Raw genomic sequence first — 26157 nt, forward strand, 5'->3', positions numbered from 1 at the left:
TTGTCCTCCTTTGATTAACGTTTACTGAATTGGAATCTCTTACGTGCTTTCCTGCGACCTGGTTTTTTACGCTCAACCATACGGTCATCGCGGGTCATTAAGCCTTTAGCACGTAATGCCGGTTTCTTTTCAGCATCAAGTTCAACAATAGCTTTAGCGATAGCTAAACGAACGGCTTCTGCCTGTCCTTTTACACCACCACCTGCAACGTTTGCTTTAACATCGTATTTTCCGGTGCTACCAGAAACCTCAGTGCTCTGAGTTACGATATATTGCAATGGCAAAGTAGGGAAGTACTCTTTGTAATCTTTACCGTTAACGATGATCGCGCCATTTCCTTCTGTAAGGTAGATGCGGGCAACGGCTGTTTTTCTTCTGCCTGAAGTGTTAGTTGTTGGCATTTTTTTTCTCCTTAAAAATTAAAAATTAAATGGCTTTTGGGTTTTGTGCAGCATGAGGATGCTCAGCACCTGCATATACATGCAAATTGCCGAATAATGCTTTACCCAAACGATTTTTAGGTAACATACCACGTACCGCTTTCTCGATGATGCGGGTTGGATGTTTCGCCAATAACTCCTTAGGAGAAATAAAACGCTGACCACCTGGATATCCAGTGTAACGAACATAAACTTTGTCGCTTAGTTTGTTGCCGGTCAGTTTTACCTTGTCTGCGTTGATAACGATCACATTATCACCACAGTCTACGTTTGGGGTGAAATCAGGCTTGGTTTTACCACGAATGATCATTGCGATCTTCGTAGACAAGCGCCCCAAAATCTCGCCTTCGGCGTCAACAACAACCCATTGTTTGTTAACGGTTTTTTTGTTGGCTGAGACAGTTTTGTAACTTAACGTATTCACTTGCTTTAAATTAAATTGTTTAAACGTTTATTATACCCCGTATTTTCGGGACTGCAAAGATAGGGTTAATTATCTTATTAGCAAATAGTTTTTAAGGAAATTTTACAACGCTTTAAGAGCAATCTCAGCTCAGGCTTTTTTCCGGGGAAGTCGATTAATCGCGATACAAAATAGAAGATGCATTTTATTACTCAATCATCTGTTACCAACGTTACCTGTGCATAACTTTATGATCTTACTTAATTGATCCGAAGGCACAGCTATCTTACATGCTTTTCATCTTTTTGTTTTTTTGATTCCAGTCCAGTATATATCCGGATTCCCTGAAATTTCGTTTCTCAGATGCGTATCAATAATTATAACAGTATCACCTAAAACCGAATCGCGTTTAAATGACTTACAAACGTAAACATCCGCACATGGTGCAGCATCATCCTTTACTTCAGGCAAAGCTTTACATAAATAAACTGATAATACCGACGCCCCCATAACAGAATCAACAATGTGGCCATCCGCTTCTATCATTTCCGAGGTATTTAAATTAACTACCCTAATTGCCTTTTGTGCTCCTGGATTGCACGCAACTAAAAACAATCCGCCAGATAAACTAATTAATAGCAATGCTCTTACAATCAAACTTAAACGTTGCATTATTCCGATTTTTATTTAATACCAGGCACTGCAAAAAGTAACCTTTAAAACAAGAAGAAAACACAACACAGACAGAAATGTAACAGACAGGCAACACAAACGAGTAATTAACAAAATTTTATTAAAAACCACATTTATGGCTTCCAATAGCAACTTCAAAGCAAAAATCCCCTTAGTGTTAACTAAGAGGATTTCTTTTTCTGTGGTACCAACAGGGACCGAACCGGTGACGCAAGGCTAAATAAGGAATTTTTATTTGACTCGCTTATATATTTCTACAGATTGGCCATTTGTAGCACTATTAATCACCTGAGTATATTCGTCATGGCCATTCATCGTTACTTTAACAGTAAATTTATTACCCTGAAGAAGCTTATAATTTGATATTTGCTCTTCTTCCCTAAGCGTATCATTACTAAAAGTAAATACCCCGGTACCAAACCCATTTTTAAAGATGTTTTTTTCCTTATTCTGAACGAACCTGTGGACGAAAATAAAATGCCCTCCCCAGAATATTTTATACTGCGTTACATCAGTGGGGATCGTGTCTTTGCCTTTTACTGTATAGGTTCTTTCCATTTTCCATAAACCATCAAGCGCAGAACTATCCGCCGGCGGGAATTTTTTATAATCTTCCTTCAATGCATATTTCACACCTTTTACCGTGGCAAAGTCGGGAATGACTTGACTATAACCATCAGGCTTCTTTGTAACCTCAAGATTATACGTTAGGGATGAATCAAGCGCTCTGCTGGTGTAAATACTATGTTCCTTAAGCCGGTTAGCCGAGTCAAGCGTATAAGTGCCTACACCAAACCCAACAGATGAGTCGGGTACTATACTGGCATATAAATAGTTATGATCCGTGTAGATTTTAATTTGCGTTCGTTTAATAACAGAGTCTTTGCCTCCGCCATCAAGTACTTGTTTTTCAAGTTCATATACACCCGACAGGCCTGCCTCGGACGACTTCTCTTTTTTCTTACATCCAAAAATCAAGAAGCTAAATAAAGCTGCGAAAATTAAAATCTTATTCATAATGCTTAAGGTTTAATATGATATAGGAATTTATTTCGTCTGGTGGAGTTTTTTATTTGGCGGTTGATAACTTAAGTAAAAGGCCAAGTAAGGACAAAATAAATGCCTAAAATTTTACCACCATAAATAATACAATTGGTTACCTAAACTTACAAATAATATATATGATAAACAATTTGTTGATAAATTATTAATAGCTTGTCAGTGAGTTATTTAATAAATTGAAATAAAATCACCTGATTAGATAAGGAGTGACGTGAATGAGAATCAATATTTGGCTTGCAATAGCATTTAAAACAAAAAATCCCCTTAACGTTAACTAAGAGCATTTCTGTTTCTGTGGTACCAACTGGGATCGAACCAGTGGCACAAGGATTTTCAGTGGAATGCTCTGCTTTTATAATTCGCTTAAGATCAATAGACTATTCAGATAGCTGCCTTAGATCCTCAATTATTTCTCGATTTTTAGTCTCGAAGGCGTCGATTATACCCTTTATTTTCAATCCCATTCCCTGGTTCAAGCCCAGTCAGGTGATGTTAAAAGTGTTCTTATTCGCTCAATACACGCATTTGATCCAAAATATCGTTCGAATTCCGTACTGTCTGGGCACAAAACTTACAAAAGCATATGATTAGACCCCTAATCAGGAGGAGTTGCATAAATTTGAGCTTATCGCCGACTTTCAACGAAAGCGGGATATTGACGCAGTAGACTTCTATGGAATGATCTGGCAAACCAATTTGTCCAATCCTCCTTATTTTAATGGTGGTAATCAGGTACAGCTACCTATTTATATTTTGTTGACGAGCTTAGCTTTTATGTAACGTCCTATACTATTTGAAAACTCTTCCGATCCTTGTTTATTTAAGTGAAATACATCAGAGAACTTTTCGGGCCGAAAGTTAAAGTTGGGATCTGACGAATAATCCAAAAACGTTACGTTAGGATATTGTTTGGTAAACTTCACGATCAGCTTCTTTTCTCCAGCCTGATTATCCAGGTAAAAAGGATTTTTTTAAGACAGTTGGTGAAATGACAACCAATGTTTTAATGTTTCTTTTGGCGCTATTATCCAAAAAGGCTTTAAAATACCTGACACCCTTTTCTTCCGGAATATCTTTACGCTTTTTGATTTTTAAATAGCGTTTATTCATTCTTAAACTATAATCATCTACCTCGGGTTTAGTCATCTGACCTTCCAGCGGTAAATACCCGTTATCATCTTTTTTTACAGTTTTAGAAAACAGGGTATTAGTGGCCAGTATAAACGCCGAGGAATTGAAAGGATAGGTTTGGGATAAAAGTTTGTAAGGCTCAAACGGACTAATTTCCTGAATGTATTTGATAAATTCAGGGTGTTTATTGCAATAGGGTAGCAGGATGCTTAATTTATCGTATTTGGATTGATCAATCCCTAATTCTCTGGGACTAATATCTAATATGATGAATTTTGGGGTATGCCTGTTTAACGAAATTTCTTCCATGGCGGTTGAGTACGGTATCATCAGTCCGTCCCGACCCGAATCATAACAAGTTAGTCCTGTTATTTTAGATATAATGGATGGCGAATAATGACGCACAGCCCTTGAACTGCCATAAATCATAATGTCTTGTCTGGCACTGTCAATAGCGTAGGTAGTTTGACTAAACTGCCCAACCCGCTGGCTGAAATAGATTTTTCTGAATCCGGCTCCCACTACAAAGTCAAGTAATATCAATACCACAAGAAAGCCAACCGGTTTAATCAGAAATTTAGCAAAAGACTTAGTTTTCATCAAAATTGAAAATATATAAACTGACCACCGTTAAACACTCCCAACAACAATATTAAAATAATGGTGAAGGCTACCGCCCCCCATCTTAAGGCAATATTGGGTGAAGTAAAGAAATTGAATTTTTCAGGGTAATATTCCATTTTGTACTCCACTGCAAACAGCAGAAATATGGCCAAAATGGAATGAGCAAAATTGCTTATACCATCGCCAAAAAATGGTTTAGCTCCAAAACTCTTTAAATCACGAATCAGTGTCAATGCATCTGTAACGCTATTAGCCCTGAAAAATATCCAGGCAAAGGTTATGAATAAGCCGGTCAAAGCCATATTTCCTATTCGTATTACTGTAGCAGTTACTTTACTTTGCGGCTCTTTGCGTAAATATGGTTTAATGATCATATACACAACAGAATATAAACCATGCAAAATTCCCCATATGATATAAGTGTAATTGGCACCATGCCATATACCGCTTATTAAAAATACTATAAACAGATTAAGGTATTGTCTTTGTTTTGTTACCCGGTTTCCTCCAAGTGGGATATACAAATAATCACGGAACCAGGTTGATAAAGAGATGTGCCATCTGCGCCAAAAATCCTGAATGTTGGTTGCAAAATACGGGCGTTCAAAATTTTTCATCAAGTCAAACCCCATTGTTCTGGCGCAGCCAATGGCTATGTCGGTATAACCGGAAAAGTCACAATAAATTTGCACCGAAAAAAATATAGATGCGATTACAATGGTCGTTCCGTTATGCAGCTCTGGATTGTTATATACCGAATTTACAAAAATGGCAAGGCGGTCGGCTACGACTATTTTTTTGAAAAAGCCCCAAAGCATCATTTTTAAACCGGATTTCATTAACTCGTAATCAAAACGATGTTCGGTATGCATCTGGGGGAGTATATTCTGAGGCCTTTCTATCGGACCGGCAACCAGTTGCGGGTAAAACATCACATACAGACTGTAAATATCAAGGTGCCTTTCTGCCTTTTGATTACCCCGATACACCTCGATGGTGTAGCTCATGGCCTGAAAAGTATGGAACGACAAACCGATAGGTAATAAAATAGTTAAATAAGATATCGGATCATGATAGTTAAACTTTCCCATAAACCTATCTATGTTAAGATTCAGGAAGTTGAAGTATTTGAAAAATGCGAGGATACCTATATTGGCTGCTAAACTTGCTGCTAAAAGAAGCTTTCGGCGCTGTTTATCTTGGGCTTTTTCAATGTATATGCCTGCCATGTAATCAATTATGATAGTAAAACCCAATATCAGAATATAGATGGGTACAAAGGCCATATAGAAGTAACAGCTTGCAAGTAATAGTATGATCCATCTGAATTTATGGGGAAAGGCAAAATACAGTGGCGTGACTACTATATAAAAAAGTATGAAACTTACAGAGTTAAACAGCATATGTATATAAATAAGCTATGCTAATTAGTAACACAGAATATATTTCACCTATGCTTATGTGATAACAAGGTAAAGGTGAAATCGACACAAAAATATTAATGTATATTTTTAATCAATAAATATTTATTAAATAATCTTGAATCTATTTTATCAAACCCAATGATGCGAGACGCAAACAAAATCACAGAAGAATCAAATTATTAATCAGCAGAATAGAAAAACCGCATTTAGACATCGTACGGGCACTTTTAAAGCAAAAAATCCCCTTAGAACTAACTAAGAGGATTTCTGTTTTTGTGGTACCAACTGGGATCGAACCAGTGACACAAGGATTTTCAGTCCTTTGCTCTACCATCTGAGCTATGGTACCAAACCGTTCCCGTGTTTGGGGAGTGCAAATGTAGGTTTTTTTTTATGTTTGAAAACTTTTTTTTGAAAAAAGTTTCTATTTAGCCGTGTTTTTTAAATAAGTGTACAGGTAATCAGCCAATTAATTTTCAAATTTTTTTTCGATCTCAAAACATTTTGCACTTAGAACAATTCATTTAACTTTGATAAAATTACTATGCACGCATAATGATTGCTCAATTTATATTTATTATCATCCTGGCGGCCGCTGTTTACCTGTTTAGCAAAAATGTGGCTAAAATAAGGCGCAACATTTTATTGGGTAAGGATACCGACCGTAACGACCAGCCTGCCCTGCGCTGGAAAGTGATGGCTAAAATTGCCCTGGGACAAACCAAAATGGTGAAGCGCCCGGTGGCGGCCGTAATGCACTTTTTTATCTATATAGGGTTTATCATTATCAACCTCGAGGTACTGGAGATCATGATTGACGGAATTTTTGGCTCGCACCGCATCTTTTCGCACCCACTTGGCGGCCTGTACGGTTTCCTGATAGGCGCATTTGAGATATTGGCAGTGCTGGTGCTTACGGCCTGTATCGTTTTCCTGTGCCGGCGCAATGTTGTACGCCTGAAAAGGTTTACAGGTACAGAAATGACCCAATGGCCAAAGTCGGATGCTAATTATATCCTTATTACCGAGATTTTGCTCATGACGGCCTTCCTGACCATGAATGCCGCAGATTATAAATTACAATTACTGCACTTTGGCCATTATGTGACTGCCGGAAGTTTCCCTGTAAGCTCATTACTGGCGCCGTTGCTTCCCGATGGAGCTTCGGCATTGGTAATTACAGAACGGGTTTGCTGGTGGTTTCACATTGTAGGGATCCTGTGTTTTTTAAATTACCTGCCCTATTCAAAGCATTTTCATATCCTGCTGGCGTTCCCCAATACGTACTATTCAAACCTGAACCCTAAAGGTAAATTTACGAATATGGCATCGGTTACTAATGAGGTGAAAGCAATGCTGGATCCCTCGTTCGTGCCTGAAAATACCGGCGAACCAGCGCGCTTTGGTGCCAAGGACGTAACCGATCTTACCTGGAAAAACCTGATGGAGGCTTATACCTGCACTGAGTGTGGCAGGTGCACGTCAGTTTGCCCGGCAAATATTACAGGAAAACTGCTTTCGCCGCGCAAGATCATGATGGATACCCGCGATCGGATCACCGAAATCGGGAATAATATTGACAAGCATGACAAAGATTACAACGACGATAAATCGCTGCTTGATAATTACGTTACCCGGGAAGAGCTTTGGGCTTGTACCAGTTGCAATGCCTGTGTAGAGGCTTGCCCGGTAAATATCAATCCGTTGGAGATCATAACCGAAATGCGCCGTTATATCGTAATGGAAGAATCGCAGGCCCCGGCAAGTCTAAACAATATGTTTGGCAACGTTGAAAATAATGGAGCCCCCTGGAAATACAGCCAGGCCGACAGGTTTAATTGGGCGGAGGAATAGTTTTTACAGATCATAGTTCATGGTTCATAGATCATGGCTGTGAAGGAAAATAACAAAATAATTAACAATGGTCCATGGACTATCGACCATAAATAAAACCATGAACTATGAACAATGAACCATTGGCCATCCCGACCATGGCCGAAATGGCTGCTGAGGGCAAAGAACCCGAAATTTTGTTTTGGGTTGGCTGTGCCGGCAGCTTTGATGAGCGTGCCCGCAAAATTACCCGCGATATTTGCAAGATACTGCACCACGTGGGCATCAGCTACGCTGTTTTAGGCACGGAAGAAAACTGCACCGGCGACCCAGCCAAACGTGCAGGTAACGAATTTCTGTTCCAGATGCAGGCCATGATGAACATCCAGGTGCTGGATGGTTATAACATTAAAAAAATAGTTACAGGTTGTCCGCATTGTTTCAATACCATAAAAAACGAATACCCTGGTTTGGGTGGTAATTATGAGGTGATTCATCATACACAGCTTATTCAGCAGCTAATTGACGCCGGTAAGCTAAAAGCCGAAGGCGGTGAAAGTTTTAAAGGAAAGAGGATCACCTATCATGACCCCTGTTACTTAGGTCGTGGAAATGATGTTTATGAAGCGCCACGGGCAGCACTGGAGATCCTGGATACTGAGCTGGTGGAAATGAAACGTTGCAAATCAAACGGTTTATGCTGCGGTGCCGGCGGTGCTCAGATGTTTAAAGAGCCGGAACCCGGCAAAAGGGACATCAATATTGAACGCATTGCCGATGTTATTGAAACTAAGGCCCAGGTGGTAGCCGCCGCCTGTCCGTTTTGTATGACCATGCTTACCGATGGCGTAAAAAACCACGATAAAGAACAGGAGATAAAAGTGCTGGATATTGCCGAGATTACAGCAAGGGCTAATGGCTTATAAACTCTTCATCCTCAAATAATTCAACGCACTCTTCAGGCTATCAAACCGGGCCAAATTCATATTGTGTACCGGTAAGCCAAGTGTAGTAGCCATTGAATCGATATTACCCTCAGGGTCTTCGTAGGTTTGTACAATGATATCATCAGCTTGCGTATTGAATTTTACTGTACCCGCCGTGTCGCTGCCCAGGTAATCAACATTGGTTAAGCGGTGCAGGTTAAAGGAAAAATATTCCTTTTTACCCTGTTGATAAGTTTTTCGCAAACGTAAAAAATAATCGCTGGTAAGGGTTATCTCCCACTTTTTGAGGTTGATATCAGGCGTGGGGTTAAATGAGCCGTTGAGGCATTTATTACTCCAGTTTAACCATTCCTGTTCGCTCATTTCGGCTTTAAAACCGTAATTTAGCACACTAAGGGCTAAAAGTGATGTAATGAGTGCGGTTTTTCCAATTGATGGCAGAATTGATATTTTCATGACAACAAAATGTAACCCGAAGTTAATAAATTGATATTTTTGGAAATGAAATTTTCTCCACAGTCAAGAGTTTGGATCTATCAGTCGGACAGGAAATTAACCGACCAGGAAGTACAGCAGATCCAGCCTGAGCTGGATAGGTTTGCCACCAACTGGACAGCTCATAATAACCAGTTGAAAGCCAAAGCCGAGATCAGGTATAACCGTTTTTTTATTTTGATAGTTGATGAAAGCCAGGCTGGTGCCAGCGGATGTTCTATCGATAAATCGGTTCATTTTATGCAGCAGGTGCAGCAGCATTTAGGCATCAATCTTTTCGACAGGTTTAACCTTGCCTATCGCGAAGGCGAGGAAGTGCTTTCATTGCCGCGGCATGATTTTGAGGCTAAGCTGAAAGATGGCAGTATCAATAAACAAACCATAGTTTATAATAACCTGGTACAAAATTTAACCGAGCTCGAAACCAAATGGGAAGTGCCATTTAAGGATAGCTGGCATATCCAGCTATTTCGTGACCTGGTAGCCAATTAATTAACCCGCTGATCAAATTTTTTAAATTTACTGTACTTAAGCCGTGCAAATGTTTACCTTTGGCACAAAATTTAGATATAAATCATCTATATTGATACTTTATAAATAAGCTATAAAAATGAAAGGCTTCATCTCAACCAGAACTTACGGATTTTTAAACTACGTTGTAGCCCTGTTAATGATTTCATCATTATGGACTTTTGATACAATTCATGTTGGCGGCGCTGCTTTATTCCTGCCTTTGATCATTGGCTGGTTACAGTTGATCATGGCTATCTTTGCTAAAAACGAAATGGGTTTTATCAAACAATTCCCGATGGTTATGCACAATGCCGGTGACGTACTTATGGGCTCGTTTTTGTTTTGCTCACCTTGGGTTTATGCCTTTTCTGATAAATTGGTAGCTCCGCAATTGATTTTTGGTGCTTACCTTTTAATTGTTGGTTGCTTTACCAAAGGCTCTCCATTTATTAACGTGCAAAAAGAAGAAGATCACGGCGTAAGCTATAACGCATAATTTTTTTTCTAAAAAGATATAAAACAAAGAGGGCGCTCAGTGAGCGCCCTCTTTGTTTTATATGCCAAGTTCTTTTGCCTGTTGTTCTTCGCGCTGGTTACGCATTATTTTGGTGAAGCCGCGGTGATTATGTTCTTCATCAAACAAAGGGAAAAACAATCCGCTCCCCCAAAAACGGGTGCCGTCCTTACGCACATGGTAGCGTTCATCAATGGCACGGCCCAGGCTCAGTGCTTTTTTTAATTCAATTTCGGGCTTGCCGGCAGCTATATCTTCAGTAGTAAAAAAAATCCGTGCATTAAGGCCTAAAGCTTCCTGTTCGGTGTAGCCAAGAACTTTCTGGGCACCGGTATTCCAACTATTGATATTCCCGTTTTTATCGGTGGTTATTACCGCGTAATCTTCAAGGCTATCCAGTACCTGTCTAAAAAATTCTTCGCTCATCCTAAAATAGGTATCATCAAAAATATCTTTGTCGGTTACCTCATCATCAAATGATTGATATTCTATAAAAATACTGGTTTTGTCAACGCCGCATACCAACTGCATAGGCTCACGGGTTATGCGGTAAAATGTTTCAAAGCCTGCGGGCAAATTGTTAAGCTCTGGCTTAGCTTTAACGGGTACAAGGGTGATATCAACAACCTCTTCGGTTTGTTGGTTTACGGTTACTTTTACCAATACATATTCGTAGCCCTTTTCAATCAGGTCGCCAAGTAGTTGCGAGGTTAACGGAGTGCGCATTTGTGATAGATTACTTAATGAAAAACATTTTTAGAACAAAAATGACACCATTTATAGTAGAACAGCCCTTAACCCGGGGCAATTACAGTTAAAACACTTCGTTAAGTCCTAAAAAGAAACCGCTTGAACCATAAGTTCCCCTGGCATAATCAATACAAAGATTAGAGCGCGTGTATTTATTAAACAACAATCGCAAGCCTGCACCGCCGCCGGGTTCCCAATACCTGAACAGTTTTATGCGTTGCTGGTTGTTAGCTGTTTCGGCATTAACAAAAGCAACGCCACTAAGCAACTTATTACTTGTTAGTGGAAAGCGGTATTCGGCCTCATTATACACAAAGGACATACCTTTAAAACGCCCTATGATAAACGCTCTGCCAATGCGGCCATAAGCATCGCTGCCGGTGCCGGGCAGTTCAAGGTAAGGCAGCGCCCCGCTTAACAAGTAGTTTGACCAGTGCCACAAGGCAAAAACATGTTCGGGGTGGGTTGATGACAGGCTCCAGTATTTCCTGAATTCAAACTTTACCTGCATGGCATCGCGGTTGCTGCCCAGCCAGGTTTGGTTGCTCCGCAAAACTATATCGGCATAAATACCCCTGAACGGGCGATTAGGTTGATCGCGGTTGTTGAACTGAAAATTGAACAACAAGCCATTAGCCTGATACGAGCTAACCGGGAAACCATTGCGGATGCTATAACGATAATTGTGGGTTTGGGTTATGGGAATATCTCTGCGGTCGTCATCAATGTGGCTGTAATAATTGAAGCTTAGCCCGGCACCTATATATAAGTGATGTGCCAGTTTGCGGTAGATGCGTTCATTGGCTTTGATATACAGGTAGCGAATAGGGAAAGCATCGGGATTGTTTTCAAAGTGGGTATTGTTCATGAAAAAACTGCCTTCGCCGAAGCTGCGCCTGCCGGTGCCAAGGCCGTTATCCATGGCAACAGTTTTCCCTATTTGTACGGTGCCCTGCAGGTTCCATTGATTTTGTGCCGAAAATGCATTCTGCTTGAATTCAAAAGTAGAAAGTCCGCTTGTTGACAAGTAAAAACCTGCATTGATTACCGAAAGGGTTGTATTAGCAGGATCACCAAAGTATTTTCCTCCGGATGAAATTACCCCTACAGCAAAACCCACACTTGGATTATAAGCGGCAGAAGGCAGTACCGACCAGTAAGTACGGTTTTGTGCTTGTGTAGTTGCTGCCGAAGGTTTACTGCTTTTGCCACTGAAAAAGGCAGCCAAAATACCGTTGGCATCAACCTGTGATTGTAAGGAGTCAACCGGATCGGCCAGGGTTTGGGCAAATAGCTCGCAGGTACTTAAAAGTACAAATAAGGTTAAGGTAAGCCGGTAAACAGCGCGAGCCAATTGATCAGGGGTTTATAAGTGTTCCTGCTAAGATATTTATATCATCTGAATGTAAAAAACTTATTACAAAATAAAACAGTACTGCATTTCGCTTTTGATTCCGCGTGTTTAAATGCTTTTTTCGGCTTTAAAATATGTTGTTTTTAAATTGTATTTTTGAAATAAGGCGAATAACAACAAGGCGCCAGCCGTTATGAAAAAGGAAACAGAACGGAAATATGTAATGAAAATATGGCGGTCAATGAAACGCCATCTCCGCTCTTTTATCAAAAACGGCAAACAGGAAGACTTGCATCATTTTCGTACCGGGGTAAAAAAATTGCGGGCGCTTTTGATCCTGGCCGATAGCGCAGAAAAATCACCCGGGCTGGAAAAACGTTTCAAACCCGTTCGTAAAATATTTAAGCAGGCAGGCGAAATCAGGAATGCCTATATAAACCGGGAGCTGGGTAAAACAGTAGGTGAAAACACCGATTTTATGAGGGAACAACAGCAGATCATGGAAACCGCTACCCTGGCATTTAATGCAGATAAAGACCAGCACCGGTTGAGCCTCCGAAAAACACGTCGCAATATATTAAAGCGGATCAGGTCGGTTAGCAAACTACATCTCACTTTATATTACCATCAACAACTGGAAAGCATTGCAGCAGGCTTAAACCAGCTGCGCTTTGACGAAAGTCTGCATACCTGTCGTAAACAACTGAAAGTACTGTTATATAATTATGCGCTGGCCGGTCCGGAATTAGAGATTTCTTTTAATGAAGCTTATATTGACCAGGTGCAGGAAGCTATTGGCAACTGGCATGACAATCAACTGGCTATTGAACTTTTTACAACCGGCGAAGCCAGCGATGGCAACGAAATAGCCAGGGGCCTGAAGAAACAATCGGCCAAACTCAAAAAACAACTCACCGTGCTCACCCGCAATTTTCAGGAACAGGCAACCACTGTAACCGAACTGCCCATTCCACAGGTTGATTAACGCTTATATCTGTTGTTGTTTGCGCTTGTACTCACTTGGCGTGCAGCCGTATTTAGCTTTAAAAACAGTAGAAAAGTAATTAGGAGTAGAGAATCCTACCATGTAGGTTATTTCCGAGATTGGGTAACCCTCGTTCATTAATAAATACTTTGCTTTTTTCAGCCTGCGGTTTAATATGTAATCAGATATGCTGCAGCCAAGCAGCGCTTTAACCTTGCGGTAAAGCTGGATTCTTGAAACACCTATCAACTTACAGATCTCATCAACGCTAAAATTTTCATTGGCTAAATTTTGCTCTACGATACCAGCAAAATCATTCAGGAACTTTTTATCAAGCGCCTTGGATACGGGCACGGTGGATTTACTTACGTCGCTGGTAAAATGTTCTTTCAGCATCACCCTGCTTTTAATTAAATTTTTCACGGTGGCAAACAGGTATTCAAAGTTAAAGGGTTTAACAATATAAGCATCGGCCATACAGGTTATACCGTCAATCTGCTGTTCAACGCTGCCTTGTGCTGTTAAAAGAATAATGGGGATATGCGAGGTACGGATATCCGTTTTTAATTTCACCGTTAAAGTTTTACCAGACATGCCCGGCAATACCACATCAGATATGATCAGATCCGGAACGCGCTCAAAGGTTTCATTTAATCCGCTAATTCCGTTATCCGCCGTAAATATCTCATAAGTTGCGCCCAGTTTTTCGGTAAGATAACTCAAAAGGTCTTTGTTATCTTCGATGATCAGGATAGATTGCTCCCTCGGAGCTCCGAATGTTTGCCCTTCATCCGCTACGGCAATGGGTGCGGCCAGGTCTGTAACATAAACTTTCGCCCGTTCCTCAATATCTGTTTGTGTGGTGTTAGCGTGCCCCTGCACATCGCGGTCAAAGTGGTTATTACCCAATAATAAGTTAATGGTAAACGTAGTTCCCTCCCACTTTTTGCTTACTACATCTATACTGCCCTGATGCAAAGAAATAATTTCTTTTGACAAAGCAAGCCCCAAACCTGATCCCCCCGACAAGCTATTCTCGGCCTGGTAAAACTGCTCAAATACATGAGCGGTTTCCTGTGGTTCCATGCCAATCCCATTGTCCTGTATGGCAATATCAACCGAGTTATTGTCTTTCCTTTTGAAACTTACCTGGATCCTGCCATTATCGCTGGTAAATTTTAAGGCATTAGCTATAATGTTAAAAAATACCTTATCTAACAAATTGACGTCATACCAAACCACTATCTGTTGCTCATCGCTTAACAGGCTGATGCTGATATTGCGTTTCTGCGCATTTTCCTGAAAGCTGGTTATGATTTCCCTGGCAAACTCAACAATATTGTTAGGCGATACATTGATCTGCTGTTTATCGTATTCTATTTTACGATACTCTATCAGCTGATTAACCAGACGCAACAAACGGTATACGTTTTTATGGATCAGTTTCAGACTTTTGCCGGCCACAAGGTTCAGTTTTTCGTTGGCCATCATATCTTCTACCGGCGAGAGGATAAGCGTGAGCGGGGTGCGGAATTCATGGGAAATATTAGTAAAGAACTGCAGTTTGGCTTCTGTTGCCACCTCAGCTTTTGCCGACATCTCGATCAGCTGGTTACGCTGCTGCAAAATTTCGTTGTTTTTAACTTCCAGGCTTTTGTTGATCTTCCGGTTTTCCATGAGCCAGTAAAATGCAAGGCCTCCAAAAACAATGGCCAGCACCAGCGATATTACAATTACATTTAAAACCAATTGCTGGCTATTATACACTTCGCGCTGCTCTGCCAATAACGATTGTTGCCGCTCAATATCCTTTTGCTGGCTGTTTATTTTGCCCCATTGCATTTTCATTAACTGCACGTTTGAAGAGTCAATAACAACCGACTGCAACAGGTTTTCCCGGGCAAAAGATTCTTTATTCAGGATCCTGAAGGCAGTCATAATGGCTTCCTTACCTCCAGTGGGATATATCATACTGGCGTTGATGTTTTTTGAAGCAACCATTTGCAAGCCTCCACCATGGCCTGGTAAGGCATCAACCCCCAATACTTTAACACCCCGAATTTTAAGCTCATCGAGCACCTCCCTTGTGCCATGGGCCATAACATCATTATGGGCAAATATCACATTAGCATTTTTTATAACTGGCGCTATCCTTATCAATTGCTTTTTAGCGCTATCCTTCAACCAATCACCATATACCCTGGCAGCTATAGTTATACCCGTATATTTCTTAAGGCCATCAGAAAAGCCGCGGTCCCGCTCAATCGCCGGAGAAGAGCCTGGCAGCCCCATTACTTCTACAATATTTCCGCTGCCTTTTAATATAGAGCCGGCATATTCACCTGCCATTTTACCAATCTGGTAGTTATCAGCACCAACATAAGCCGTATATAAAGCCGATGACGTTTTGCGATCAATCACAATTACCGGAATCCCTTTACTATAGGCCTGCTCCACTATTCCGGTAAGGGGTTGTGCCTCATTGGGCGATATGATCAGCAGGTCGATACCGTCGTCAAGCATCTTCTTTACCTGTTCAACCTGCCTGGCGCTATTACCATCGGCATCGGCATAAACGAACTGCGCATCAGGATGTAATGAAAGTTCCATTCTCATTTCATCAAGCATAGTACGACGCCACAGGTCAGAGCCGATACACTGTGAAAAGCCAATTGTATACTGCGATGTTTTATCGGTCTTTTTACATCCGGCAGCAATAAGCACCATAAAACAGATCAGCAGCATGCCGGTCAGTAAGTTTTTAGCATGCCATTTGTTGAAAAAGGCCATAACATTAGTTTGGAAGAAACGGGTAATTAACAGGATTACTTATTGGTTTATTTTTTCCCTTTGAGGGTTAAACAAAGTAAAGATATCTATAAACGTTCCTGAAAAACAAATTTAAGGGGGCAGGCAGCCTTCGCAATAACTGTGGTAATGTAACCAAATTGAAAGTAACGGGTAACATAAACAAACATCGGGCTACAAAATAGCGACATCAATAATTTTATCTAACTAAAAATCAACAAGTTAAATACAGATTGATTTTTATACTTTATTGATACGAAATCAATAACCCCTGCACGGCCTATTGCCCTACTTTGGCCTCAATAAATCCAATATAACACCTTTTATAATTATTATGAGAAAACACTCCGTCCTGGCCTGGTCCATGGTCGTGGCCCTTGGTGGCTTCCTTTTCGGGTTTGATACCGCTGTAATATCAGGCGCCGAAAAATCTATCCAGCAGTTCTGGCACTTATCCGTAGTAGAACATGGGCTTACCATATCTATCGCATTAATAGGAACGGTTATCGGCTCATTATTAGGGGCCCGGCCTTCAGATCTGTTTGGCCGCAAAAACACACTTTACTTTGTAGCCGCAGCATATTTACTATCATCATTAGGTACAGCACTGGCCGATAGCTGGTATGTGTTCCTGGTTTTCAGGTTATTGGGCGGTCTCGGTGTTGGCATATCATCTGTTACGGCACCTATCTATATTTCGGAAGTTTCACCGGCCGACCGCCGGGGCAGGCTGGTGGGCTTATTCCAGTTTAACGTGGTATTAGGGATACTGATCTCGTACCTGTCCAACTACCTGATAAGCCAGGTTGGCGAAACTTCATGGCGTTGGATGCTTGGTGTGCAGGCCTTTCCTTCAGCATTGTTTTTTGTGCTGATCTACTTTATACCCGAAAGCCCGCGCTGGCTGATCCTTAAAAAGGGCGAAATGGCAAAAGCGCTCGGCATACTACGGATCATTAACCCGCTCAACTGCGATCAGGAGCTGGAATCTATCAAAAATTCAACTTTAAATGATACGGCTTCAAGCGGCAGCCTCTTTTCGGGTCAATATAAAACCCCTGTTGTACTGGCTGTACTGTTTGCCTTTTTTAACCAGGTTTCGGGCATAAATGCCATCATTTACTACGCACCACGCATATTTGAAATGGCTGGTTTGGGTGCCCATTCATCTTTATTATCAACAGTGGGCCTTGGGGCAATCAACTTTGTATTCACCCTTGCAGCCATTAATATTATTGATAAAGTAGGGCGCCGGATCCTGATGCTTATTGGCTCGGTTGGCCTTATCATTTCCCTGTTCCTGGTAGCCTATACCTTTTACTCGGGGCACATGAGCGGCTTTGCCGTACCTGCTTACATGATGCTGTTCATCGCATTCTTTGCGTTTTCGCAAGGGGCAGTTATCTGGGTATTTATTTCAGAAATATTTCCAAACCAGGTACGGGCAAAAGGCCAGACACTGGGTAGCTCAACCCATTGGATCATGGCAGCATTGATCGCTTTCTCCTTTCCGTATTTCGCCGAAAAACTTGGCGGCACAATAACATTTTCCTTTTTCGGCACCATGATGATATGCCAGTTAATTTTTGTGTGGAGGCTGATGCCCGAAACCAAAGGCCGGTCGCTGGAGCAAATTGAAACTAACATGGTAATGCATTAATCAAGATCTGCGATGATGAACTTACATACAAATACCTTAACACCGGCCATTTGCTATGGCGAAATACTCTGGGATGTTTTGCCAGATGGCCCTCAACCCGGCGGCGCATTGCTTAATGTTTCATACCACCTTAATAAACTGGGCATGCCCGCCAGCCTGGTAAGCAAAATAGGTAATGATACCGATGGCCAAAAACTTGAAAACCTGCTCGACAACTGGGGTATAAAAAAGCACCTGCTGCAAACAGACACCGAACACCCAACCAGCCAGGTAATCGCTAAAATGAATAATGGCAACGAGGTATCATATGAAATTATTTTTCCCGTAGCCTGGGATTTCATCAATGACAGCGAGCATATTAAAACACAGATCAGGCCTTCAACCTATTTCGTTTTCGGTAGCCTTGCATCAAGGAACAGCGTATCGCGCAATACTTTGTTTGAGCTGCTGGAAAGCGATGCTATCAAAGTATTCGACATTAATTTGAGGCCGCCTTTTATAAGCCGCGATCTGCTGGCCGACCTGCTGCACAAAGCCAACATTGTAAAATTCAACCAGGCCGAACTTGAGATGGTGCAGGGCCTGTTCAGGGGTTCGTTCTGGAAAGAATCGGAACAGATCAAATTTATACAGGATCATTTTAACATACCCGAAATCATAGTTACCAAAGGCGAGTTCGGTGCTTCCTATTATAAAGAAGAAAAAGCCTGGCACATTGCCGGGCGCGAAGTAAAGGTAAGGGACACCATAGGCAGCGGCGACTCATTTTTAGCAGCATTCATAGCCAACCATTATCGTGGCGCATCGCCCGAAATATTATTAAAAAATGCAATAGCGATGGGCGGCTTTATTGCAACAAAGAAAGGAGGTTGTCCGGATTATAAAATCAAAGAATACCAAGACTTTACAAACAAAATGTTTTAACCAAACCAATTACACTTAAACAAAAATCAATGAGAAAATTATTACTTATCTGTTCCTTTCTTATACTGTTAATAAGTGAAGGATACGCGCAATCCCGAACCATTACCGGGACTGTGTTAGATAACTCCTCGAAACCTATAGACGGAGTTACCATAGTGGTTGTTGAAACCCAAAAATCAACACTATCAGATGCCAGCGGAAAATTCAGCATCGCAGTAAAAAACGGCCAGTCGGTACGGTTTTCGTACGTGGGCGCAAAACCAATAGTCATAACTATTACTGCCGATACCAAAACACTTGATGTAGTATTTAAAGATGCCGAAAACAAGCTTAACGAAGTAGTGGTAACCGGCTACACATCTGAAAGAAAGAAAGACCTGACAGGCGCAGTTGCAGTTGTGGATTTGGCGCCGGTAAAAAACAACAGTTCGGGAAATACCATGCAGGCGCTGCAGGGCCGTGTTGCCGGTTTATATATCGAAAAAGACGGATCGGCAAGTGGTGCAACCAGCAGAATCCTGATCAGGGGCGCCAATACTTTAGGTAACAACAACCCACTATATATTATTGACGGAATACCAACCACCAGGCCTGAAGTATTTCAAAACCTGTCGCCTTCAAATATAGCATCGGTTCAGGTATTAAAAGATGCTTCGTCCGAATCGATTTATGGTTCACGCGCATCTAACGGCGTCATTATCGTTACCACAAAAAACGGCGGCAATACAGATGGAAAGGTTCAGTTTCAGTTTAACAACAGCACTTCCATCCAGTCCGAAAAATCGTTACGGTTTAAAATGCTGAACGCTGTTGACAGGGGCAAAGCTTTGTGGCAAGCTTCGGTAAATGACGGGCAGGATCCGGCCGCAGGTTACGGAGAGATTTACAATTTTGACTGGAATAATAACTTCAATAACCCTGTTTTAAACAGCGTTACGCCCAAACCATACGTTGGCGGCGATCAAAATACTCCCGTTGGCGATACCGACTGGCAAAGCGTGCTGTATAAAACAGCCTTTGTTTACAACAATGATTTCACGGCTTCGGTAGGTAATAAAAACTCTTCTATCCAGATAAACTTCGGAAACATAAAAAATACCGGCCTTGTGCGCTTTACCAAATACGGACGTACCACCGGGAGCATCAACGCCATAACCAAAGCCTTTGACAGCAAAGTTACTTTTGGCGTTAACATCAAAATCACCAACTCAAACGAAACCCTTACCACTAACGATCTGGGTGGTGCCTCAACTCCATTCCTGGCAGTTACGCTGGCACCAACCATCCCTGTATATCAAAAAGATGGTGTAACCTATGCCGGCGAATCGGGTGCAGGCTACTCTGACAGGAACAACCCGCTGCATATGCAGGACCTTGCAAAATGGAATAACACCAACAAGTTAAACACATTTGGCAACGTATTTTTAGAAATACAGCCCATTAAGAATTTATTCTTCAGATCAAATTATGGTGCGGATAATTCCGACTACCTGAGCAAGGTGATTACACCAACTTTTTCGGAAGGTGCGTTAAACCGTACTACCAACAGCTTATTCTTTGATCAAAATCACTATTTAAGCACCACGCTTTCAAACACTTTAAGATATAGCTATGATTTAAACAACAAGCATCACTTTAAGATATTAGTGGGTACAGAGTATGTTAAAACCTTTACCGATTTCCAAACAACCTTAAAACAAGGGTATGCCATTCAAACAGAAGACTATTTTACGTTAGATGCCGGCACAGGAAATACCATTGTTACCGGCAGATCAACCGGTAACAGGTTGTTTTCACAGTTTGGCCGTTTTGATTACAACTATGCAGGCAAATACCTGGTGTCGGCTACCGTTCGTCGCGATGGTTCATCAAGGTTTGGTGCAAATAACCAGTACGGTATTTTCCCTTCTGCCTCACTTGGCTGGAAAATAGACCAGGAAAATTTCATGAAAAACGGCAGCCTTTTTTCTGAACTGAAATTAAGAGCGGGCATAGGCCGTGTTGGTAACCAGGAAATCGGCGACCTGTCGCGTTATGCGCTTTACAACACCCGTTATGGCACTACCCAAAATCAGCTTACCCCCGGCTTTTGGGAACAATATATGAATGTGGGTACTGCATATTCATTATCTGGTGCTAATACAGGCTCGTTACCATCCGGCTTTGTTCAAACCCAGGCAGATAACCCTGCCCTTAAATGGGAAACTACCGACGAGCTAAACACCGGTCTTGACTTTGCTATATTAAACGGAAAGATTTCCGGTTCATTCGATTATTTCACCCGGAAAACCACCGGAATCCTGATCACCCCTCCGGTTGCATCAGCATTGGGCGAAGGACAAGCCAAAACCGTTAATGGTGCCTCAAAAACCAATAAGGGCTGGGAATTTTCAGTTACCTATCACGGTCAACATGCGGGCGACTTTAATTACAACGTTACTTTGAACTTTTCTCATTTCAGGGACAAGATCACCGATTTGCCGGAGAATGTTAGGCCAGCTTACCCTGGGAATATTGACAATACCATCATAGGACATTCGCAGTTTGACATATTTGGCTATAAAACGGCTGGTCTGTTCCAATCTCAGGCTGAAGTTGATGCAGCACCAACACAGATCGGAGCAGGGCCGGGCAGGATCCGTTATGTCGACATCAATCACGACGGAAAAATTGATGCCAACGATCAAACCTGGATAGGTACTACGCTGCCGGCCTTAGAGTATGGTGCGAGAATTGACCTGACCTACAAAAAGTTCGACCTTTCTATATTTGGATCAGGCGTTGCCGGCCGCAAAGGGTTTGATGTATATACCTTGTATAATAATTTGATGCATAGCCGCGAAAATGTAGGCCCCGGCGTATTTGACGGCTGGACACCGCAGCATACCAACACCAATGTGCCGGCATTAACACTGAAAGACAATAACAATGAAGGCCGTACTTCCGATTACTTTATTGTTAACACGTCTTATTTCAAATTAAGGAACATTCAACTTGGATATACCATTTTACCTAAAGCTGTATTTACCCGCTTAAGAGTGTTTGCCATGGCCGAAAACATCTTTACTGTAAAAAGCAGCAAGTACCTGAGCCCCGATCCTGAGCGGATTGATCTTAACCCCATCCCAATTCCAAGGATCTTCAGTTTTGGCGTCAACGCATCATTTTAACGAAAAAAAATATTCAATATGAAAGCGAAAATATTAGTAACAACTATTTTATCGGGGCTGATCATTTTAAGCTCCTGTAAAAAAGCATTAGATTATACACCCAAGGGTGTACTGTCTTCTTCAGATTTAAAATCACCGGCAGCTGTTGAAGGTTTGGTAACTGCAGCTTATGCAGCTATCGGAAACGGCGATATGATTGGGCCGATATACAGCGACTGGGCTTACGGCAGCGTTCGCTCAGATGATGCCTACAAAGGCGGCGGCGGTACAGGCGATGTTGGCGAGGTGGATGCTTTGGAGCATTACAACCTGGTAACCCCCTCTATGGATTCGTTTGTATCACGAACCTGGAAAAACCTGTTCAAATCAATTTCGAGGGCAAACGTAGCGCTTAGGGCGGTTAATTCACTTTCGGATGCTGATTTCCCAAACAAAAAGATTCGTTTAGCCGAATTGAAGTTTTTGCGTGCTCATAGCTATTTTACTATGAAACTGCTGTACAAAAACATTCCAATTTTTGATGAAACTGCAACAGCTGCCGATATCCTCAAGGTTTCAAATACTTTATCAAATGATGATTCATGGAATAAAATCGCAGCCGATTTTCAATATGCAGTTGATAATTTACCAACCACACAGCCCGATCTGGCGAGGGCCAATAAATTGAATGCCCAGGCTTATTTAGCCAAATTAAAATTGTACCAGGCATATGAGCAGGATAATAATCATCATGTGATCAATATCAATAAAACAAGGTTACAGGAAGTTGTTACACTTACGCAAGCAGTTATAGCATCTGGTAAATACTCGCTAAGCCCTGATATTGCTGATAACTTTTTACCTGAAACAGAGAACGGCCCCGAATCAGTATTCGCCATACAATTTACCATCAATGATGGTACTACCGCCGGGCGTTTAAACTTTGAAGACGGGTTGAACTATCCGCACGGGGCACCTCAATATGGCTGCTGCGGGTTCCACGCTGCAAGCCAGAATTTAGTTAATGCCTATACAACTGATGCCAACGGCCTGCCCAATTTTGATACTTTTAACAATAGTATAGCCGATTTATCAAAAGTTACCGTAGATCCACGGTTAGATCATACTGTTGGTATAGACGGGCATCCGTATAAATATGACAACACCAAACCATTCAGCAATAGCTGGGTGCGTGATCCGGGTGTTTACGGTAATTTCCATACCATGCGTAACCAGCAATTAGCCACAAGCTCATCTTATTTTAAGCTTGGCCCATTTATGGGTTCGGCTAAAAACTACGATATCCTGAGGTATGATGATATTTTACTAATGCAGGCCGAAGCTTATATCGAGTTAGGCCAGCAGGCAAATGCACTGCCGTTAATAAATCAGATCAGAAACAGGGCTGCCGCCAGTACCGGACGACTTAAAAAACTGGATGGAACCTTCCCATCATCTTACAATTTAAAACCCTACACCCCGGCAAACTGGACCCAGGATTATGCCCGTAAAGCGTTACAATGGGAAAGGCGATTGGAATTTGCAACCGAAGGCGCACGTTTCTTTGATTTAGTTAGATGGGGAATTGCAGAAAAAACTTTAAACGACTATATTAACGTTGAAAAAGTTAGAAGGCCATTTTTAGCAACGGCTAAATTTACTGCTGGTAGAGATGAATATCTCCCAATTCCACAATCAGAAATTACATTCACCAACGGTTTATATAAACAAAACCCTGGATATTAAACTATAATAAAATAACGGAAGACCCGGCCTGATATAGCAGGCCGGGATTTTCGCTATTAAAGTTTTTGCATTACCCTGCTCAATATAAAACCAATAAAAGCTTAAATTATGAAAACAAAATGTTGCATATTAATGCTGATGGCATTTACTATCGCAAATGGTATCTGCAAAGCCCAGGATTCGCCCCAAAAAACTTACACAGAGCAGCACCGGCCGCAGGTACATTTTTCGCCCGCCGCGCATTGGATGAACGACCCTAATGGTATGGTTTATTATAACGGTACCTACCACCTGTTTTTTCAGTATTATCCAAAAGATATTGTGTGGGGGCCAATGCACTGGGGCCATGCTGAAAGCAAAGATCTGATCCATTGGAAACAATTACCTATCGCTTTATACCCCGATAGTCTTGGATATATTTTTTCAGGTAGTGCTGTTGTTGATGCCAATAATACATCCGGTTTCGGTAAAAATGGTAAAACACCCCTGGTAGCCATATTTACCCACCATGACCCTAAAGGCGAAAAAGAGGGTATCGATAAATTTCAAAATCAAAGCCTTGCCTACAGCCTGGACGGCGGCAGCTCATGGACTAAATACAGCGGCAACCCGGTGCTCAAAAACCCGGGTATCAAAGACTTTCGCGACCCTAAGGTGATGTGGTATGCTCCGGAAAAAAAATGGATAATGACCCTTGCGACGCAGGACCATATCTCTTTCTATTCGGCTCCCGATCTTAAAAACTGGAAAAAGGAAAGTGAATTCGGGCTTAAAGAAGGTGCACATGGAGGTGTATGGGAATGCCCTGACTTATTTCCGCTAAAAATGAACGGAAAAACCTATTGGATCCTGATCGTAAACCTTAACCCCGGCGGTCCCAATGGCGGTTCGGCTACTCAATATTTTGTAGGGAATTTTGACGGGAACAAGTTTAGTCCACTTGATTCAGACACCAGGTGGCTTGATTATGGACCGGACGAATATGCGGGTATCACCTGGAGCAATACCGGCAATCGTAAAATATTTTTAGGATGGATGAGCAACTGGCAATATGCCAACCAGGTACCAACAAAAACATGGCGCAACGCGGCAACTATTGCACGTAAACTCAGCCTGCAACAAAGCAAGGGCCAAATTTTACTGGCTTCCAGGCCGGTAGCCGAGCTAAAAAACATCGAGACAAGACCTATTGCATTAAGCCAGCTTGCTGTTAACGGTTCTCTTGATCTTTCTTCAAAAATCAATAAGCTCAAAAGCCGCTATGTTTTAAAACTAAACCTCAATACTTTGAAGGATTATAGCATCAGGCTATCAAACGCCAAAGACGAAGCATTGCTTATAGGTTATGACCAGACGAAGGAGCAATATTATATTGACCGTACCAAAGCCGGGAAAATGGATTTTCAAAAAGACTTTTCGGGCCGCTTTACTGCACCACGGTTAAGCATAGCTAAAAATTCGGACCTCACTTTGGTAATCGATAAATCATCTGTAGAGTTGTTTGCAGACGGTGGCTTAACCACCATGACCACAATTTATTTCCCAACCGAAGATTTCAGCAAACTTGCCATTAAAACAACCGGAAAATTGATGATTGATAACCTTAGTATTTCGGGCTTGAAATCTATCTGGAAATAACAGTTAACACAGAGCCAAAGAAGAAAAAAGTTTGAAACAGAATTGCACTCTCCAAGTGGAGGTGCAATTCCTACAGATTCATTCTCTGTGATATGGTTTAGGTAAAAGATTATTTATTCTGAACTTAATCAGTGTATTACTCCGTTTTGTTCAATACAAAAATACTAATATTTTTAGCAAAACAAGATCAAATCTTAAATTTTCTTCGCCAATCTGAAGTCTCTTCCGATAAAGAAAGTTCAAAAACAGCAGGCCTTCTTCCCCCAAAAGCTTGCTGCTTTTATATACACTGTATAACATTAGCTATTGGCAACACATAATCCCTTTATCTACATTTGTTTAGCTGATAGCACTTCTTGAATAACAATCTTGCTAAAGAATTACAGCCCACAACACTTTTTCTAAATAAATAATGCACCCATGGCAACAGATTCATTTAAAATAACCATACATATGGTTTCAAGTGTTGACGGCTATATTGCCAAAAAAGACAATAGTGTTTCCTGGTTTGAAACATCCGACAATTATGAGCAGGGAGTTAGTGTTACAGAAGAGGATGTAAAAGAGTTTTTAAAAACGATAGATTGCTATATAATGGGTGCCCGTACCTATGAACACGCCTTAGAACTTTCAAAATCATATGGCTGGGCTTACGGAGATGTACCAACTATTGTATTAACCCACAGAAAACTGCCCGTTGACCGTCCGAACATTAAAATTTACTCTGGCGATCTGCACAAATTTGTAGATGAACAACTGAAACCAAACTACAAAAATGTTTGGCTGGTAGGCGGCGCCAAACTTGCCAAAGATTTCATCCGGTTAAACCTGGCCGATGAAATAAGACAATCAATCCTGCCGGTTATTTTAGGTGAAGGCATTCCGTTTTTTGATCAGATAGGGCGGGAACAGGCATTGCATCTAAAAAGTGTAACAGCCCATAAAAGCGGCATGGTAGAACTATGCTATGAAGTAAGAAAATAGATGTAAACCGTTAATACACAAAAACACTTTATTTGTTTGCGAATTTATTTTATTTTCACTCTTGCAAATAGAATTGATTT

General features: G+C 41.4%; 21 protein-coding genes and 1 tRNA gene. 11 read left to right on the top strand and 11 right to left on the bottom strand.

All coding sequences use genetic code 11. The features are described 5' to 3' along the window. Positions 1-14 precede the first annotated feature (14 nt). The 7 genes from rpsI to ACEN9X_RS06205 all read right to left on the bottom strand — a co-directional run bounded on the left by rpsI (position 15) and on the right by ACEN9X_RS06205 (position 6126). A complete protein-coding gene (gene rpsI, locus ACEN9X_RS06175) occupies positions 15-401 on the bottom strand; it encodes a 30S ribosomal protein S9 (protein WP_090529485.1) in 387 nt (128 codons plus the stop codon). Between the two features lie 25 nt (positions 402-426). Further along, positions 427-864: a 50S ribosomal protein L13 gene (gene rplM / locus ACEN9X_RS06180; RefSeq protein WP_091220406.1), complete on the bottom strand. Its 438-nt coding sequence runs from the start codon at positions 862-864 to the stop codon at positions 427-429. 276 nt (positions 865-1140) lie between these two features. Continuing rightward, a complete protein-coding gene (locus ACEN9X_RS06185) occupies positions 1141-1515 on the bottom strand; it encodes a hypothetical protein (protein WP_413669564.1) in 375 nt (124 codons plus the stop codon). Between the two features lie 252 nt (positions 1516-1767). Next, a complete protein-coding gene (locus ACEN9X_RS06190; protein ID WP_413669565.1) occupies positions 1768-2553 on the bottom strand; it encodes a hypothetical protein in 786 nt (261 codons plus the stop codon). Between the two features lie 993 nt (positions 2554-3546). Next, a complete protein-coding gene (locus ACEN9X_RS06195) occupies positions 3547-4329 on the bottom strand; it encodes a hypothetical protein (protein WP_413669566.1) in 783 nt (260 codons plus the stop codon). After that, positions 4329-5582, bottom strand: a complete 1254-nt coding sequence (locus ACEN9X_RS06200) for an MBOAT family O-acyltransferase (RefSeq protein ID WP_413669567.1) — start codon at positions 5580-5582, stop codon at positions 4329-4331. Before ACEN9X_RS06200 ends, ACEN9X_RS06195 begins: the two co-directional genes overlap by 1 nt. A gap of 471 nt (positions 5583-6053) precedes the next feature. Next, positions 6054-6126, bottom strand: a tRNA-Phe gene (locus ACEN9X_RS06205). A gap of 206 nt (positions 6127-6332) precedes the next feature. On the opposite strand from ACEN9X_RS06205, the gene ACEN9X_RS06210 reads away from it, so the two are divergent. Both ACEN9X_RS06210 and ACEN9X_RS06215 read left to right on the top strand, forming a co-directional pair. Further along, on the top strand, positions 6333-7631 hold the full coding sequence (locus ACEN9X_RS06210) for a 4Fe-4S dicluster domain-containing protein (RefSeq protein WP_413669568.1): 1299 nt from the start codon (positions 6333-6335) through the stop codon (positions 7629-7631). Positions 7632-7738: 107 nt separating this feature from the next. Further along, on the top strand, positions 7739-8536 hold the full coding sequence (locus tag ACEN9X_RS06215) for a (Fe-S)-binding protein (RefSeq protein WP_413669569.1): 798 nt from the start codon (positions 7739-7741) through the stop codon (positions 8534-8536). On the opposite strand, the gene ACEN9X_RS06220 is transcribed toward ACEN9X_RS06215, so the two are convergent. After that, positions 8531-9013 carry a hypothetical protein gene (locus ACEN9X_RS06220; RefSeq protein WP_413669570.1) on the bottom strand — a complete coding sequence of 161 codons (483 nt, stop codon included), beginning with the start codon at positions 9011-9013 and terminating at the stop codon, positions 8531-8533. The genes ACEN9X_RS06215 and ACEN9X_RS06220 overlap by 6 nt on opposite strands. Before the next feature lie 45 nt (positions 9014-9058). Between ACEN9X_RS06220 and ACEN9X_RS06225 the strand changes: the two genes are divergently transcribed. Then, positions 9059-9544 carry an ABC transporter ATPase gene (locus tag ACEN9X_RS06225; protein WP_413669571.1) on the top strand — a complete coding sequence of 162 codons (486 nt, stop codon included), beginning with the start codon at positions 9059-9061 and terminating at the stop codon, positions 9542-9544. A 118-nt stretch (positions 9545-9662) separates the two neighbouring features. After that, the gene (locus tag ACEN9X_RS06230) at positions 9663-10061 is read left to right on the top strand and encodes a hypothetical protein (RefSeq protein WP_413669572.1); all 399 of its coding nucleotides are present in this window, start codon (positions 9663-9665) and stop codon (positions 10059-10061) included. 57 nt (positions 10062-10118) lie between these two features. Here ACEN9X_RS06230 and ACEN9X_RS06235 read toward each other — a convergent pair whose 3' ends face one another. Both ACEN9X_RS06235 and ACEN9X_RS06240 read right to left on the bottom strand, forming a co-directional pair. Next, positions 10119-10805 carry a PAS domain-containing protein gene (locus ACEN9X_RS06235; RefSeq protein ID WP_413669573.1) on the bottom strand — a complete coding sequence of 229 codons (687 nt, stop codon included), beginning with the start codon at positions 10803-10805 and terminating at the stop codon, positions 10119-10121. An 88-nt stretch (positions 10806-10893) separates the two neighbouring features. Then, positions 10894-12183 carry a BamA/TamA family outer membrane protein gene (locus ACEN9X_RS06240; RefSeq protein ID WP_413669574.1) on the bottom strand — a complete coding sequence of 430 codons (1290 nt, stop codon included), beginning with the start codon at positions 12181-12183 and terminating at the stop codon, positions 10894-10896. A gap of 193 nt (positions 12184-12376) precedes the next feature. Between ACEN9X_RS06240 and ACEN9X_RS06245 the strand changes: the two genes are divergently transcribed. Further along, on the top strand, positions 12377-13168 hold the full coding sequence (locus ACEN9X_RS06245) for a CHAD domain-containing protein (RefSeq protein ID WP_413669575.1): 792 nt from the start codon (positions 12377-12379) through the stop codon (positions 13166-13168). Between the two features lie 3 nt (positions 13169-13171). Here ACEN9X_RS06245 and ACEN9X_RS06250 read toward each other — a convergent pair whose 3' ends face one another. Beyond that, a complete protein-coding gene (locus tag ACEN9X_RS06250; RefSeq protein WP_413669576.1) occupies positions 13172-15958 on the bottom strand; it encodes a substrate-binding domain-containing protein in 2787 nt (928 codons plus the stop codon). Between the two features lie 352 nt (positions 15959-16310). On the opposite strand from ACEN9X_RS06250, the gene ACEN9X_RS06255 reads away from it, so the two are divergent. The 6 genes from ACEN9X_RS06255 to ACEN9X_RS06280 all read left to right on the top strand — a co-directional run bounded on the left by ACEN9X_RS06255 (position 16311) and on the right by ACEN9X_RS06280 (position 26077). Beyond that, positions 16311-17636 carry a sugar porter family MFS transporter gene (locus ACEN9X_RS06255; protein WP_413669577.1) on the top strand — a complete coding sequence of 442 codons (1326 nt, stop codon included), beginning with the start codon at positions 16311-16313 and terminating at the stop codon, positions 17634-17636. 12 nt (positions 17637-17648) lie between these two features. Further along, entirely contained in the window at positions 17649-18560 is a 912-nt protein-coding gene (locus tag ACEN9X_RS06260; protein WP_413669578.1) for a carbohydrate kinase family protein, read from the top strand. Positions 18561-18589: 29 nt separating this feature from the next. Beyond that, entirely contained in the window at positions 18590-21730 is a 3141-nt protein-coding gene (locus ACEN9X_RS06265; RefSeq protein ID WP_413669579.1) for a SusC/RagA family TonB-linked outer membrane protein, read from the top strand. Between the two features lie 18 nt (positions 21731-21748). Next, positions 21749-23455: a RagB/SusD family nutrient uptake outer membrane protein gene (locus ACEN9X_RS06270; protein ID WP_413669580.1), complete on the top strand. Its 1707-nt coding sequence runs from the start codon at positions 21749-21751 to the stop codon at positions 23453-23455. A 108-nt stretch (positions 23456-23563) separates the two neighbouring features. Then, positions 23564-25093 carry a glycoside hydrolase family 32 protein gene (locus tag ACEN9X_RS06275; RefSeq protein ID WP_413669581.1) on the top strand — a complete coding sequence of 510 codons (1530 nt, stop codon included), beginning with the start codon at positions 23564-23566 and terminating at the stop codon, positions 25091-25093. A gap of 420 nt (positions 25094-25513) precedes the next feature. Next, positions 25514-26077: a dihydrofolate reductase family protein gene (locus ACEN9X_RS06280; RefSeq protein WP_413669582.1), complete on the top strand. Its 564-nt coding sequence runs from the start codon at positions 25514-25516 to the stop codon at positions 26075-26077. Positions 26078-26157 lie beyond the last annotated feature (80 nt).

Source organism: Mucilaginibacter sp. Mucisp86, from assembly GCF_047324315.1.
Lineage (GTDB): Bacteria > Bacteroidota > Bacteroidia > Sphingobacteriales > Sphingobacteriaceae > Mucilaginibacter.

Bases quoted from the DNA above. Each gene is read 5' to 3' on its own strand.
- rpsI (WP_090529485.1), bottom strand. From the start codon at position 401: ATGCCAACAACTAACACTTCAGGCAGAAGAAAAACAGCCGTTGCCCGC.
- ACEN9X_RS06185 (WP_413669564.1), bottom strand. From the start codon at position 1,515: ATGCAACGTTTAAGTTTGATTGTAAGAGCATTGCTATTAATTAGTTTA.
- ACEN9X_RS06190 (WP_413669565.1), bottom strand. From the start codon at position 2,553: ATGAATAAGATTTTAATTTTCGCAGCTTTATTTAGCTTCTTGATTTTT.
- ACEN9X_RS06195 (WP_413669566.1), bottom strand. From the start codon at position 4,329: ATGAAAACTAAGTCTTTTGCTAAATTTCTGATTAAACCGGTTGGCTTT.
- ACEN9X_RS06200 (WP_413669567.1), bottom strand. From the start codon at position 5,582: ATGGCAGGCATATACATTGAAAAAGCCCAAGATAAACAGCGCCGAAAG.
- ACEN9X_RS06210 (WP_413669568.1), top strand. From the start codon at position 6,333: ATGATTGCTCAATTTATATTTATTATCATCCTGGCGGCCGCTGTTTAC.
- ACEN9X_RS06215 (WP_413669569.1), top strand. From the start codon at position 7,739: ATGAACAATGAACCATTGGCCATCCCGACCATGGCCGAAATGGCTGCT.
- ACEN9X_RS06220 (WP_413669570.1), bottom strand. From the start codon at position 9,013: ATGAAAATATCAATTCTGCCATCAATTGGAAAAACCGCACTCATTACA.
- ACEN9X_RS06225 (WP_413669571.1), top strand. From the start codon at position 9,059: ATGAAATTTTCTCCACAGTCAAGAGTTTGGATCTATCAGTCGGACAGG.
- ACEN9X_RS06230 (WP_413669572.1), top strand. From the start codon at position 9,663: ATGAAAGGCTTCATCTCAACCAGAACTTACGGATTTTTAAACTACGTT.
- ACEN9X_RS06235 (WP_413669573.1), bottom strand. From the start codon at position 10,805: ATGCGCACTCCGTTAACCTCGCAACTACTTGGCGACCTGATTGAAAAG.
- ACEN9X_RS06245 (WP_413669575.1), top strand. From the start codon at position 12,377: ATGAAAAAGGAAACAGAACGGAAATATGTAATGAAAATATGGCGGTCA.
- ACEN9X_RS06250 (WP_413669576.1), bottom strand. From the start codon at position 15,958: ATGGCCTTTTTCAACAAATGGCATGCTAAAAACTTACTGACCGGCATG.
- ACEN9X_RS06255 (WP_413669577.1), top strand. From the start codon at position 16,311: ATGAGAAAACACTCCGTCCTGGCCTGGTCCATGGTCGTGGCCCTTGGT.
- ACEN9X_RS06260 (WP_413669578.1), top strand. From the start codon at position 17,649: ATGATGAACTTACATACAAATACCTTAACACCGGCCATTTGCTATGGC.
- ACEN9X_RS06265 (WP_413669579.1), top strand. From the start codon at position 18,590: ATGAGAAAATTATTACTTATCTGTTCCTTTCTTATACTGTTAATAAGT.
- ACEN9X_RS06270 (WP_413669580.1), top strand. From the start codon at position 21,749: ATGAAAGCGAAAATATTAGTAACAACTATTTTATCGGGGCTGATCATT.
- ACEN9X_RS06275 (WP_413669581.1), top strand. From the start codon at position 23,564: ATGAAAACAAAATGTTGCATATTAATGCTGATGGCATTTACTATCGCA.
- ACEN9X_RS06280 (WP_413669582.1), top strand. From the start codon at position 25,514: ATGGCAACAGATTCATTTAAAATAACCATACATATGGTTTCAAGTGTT.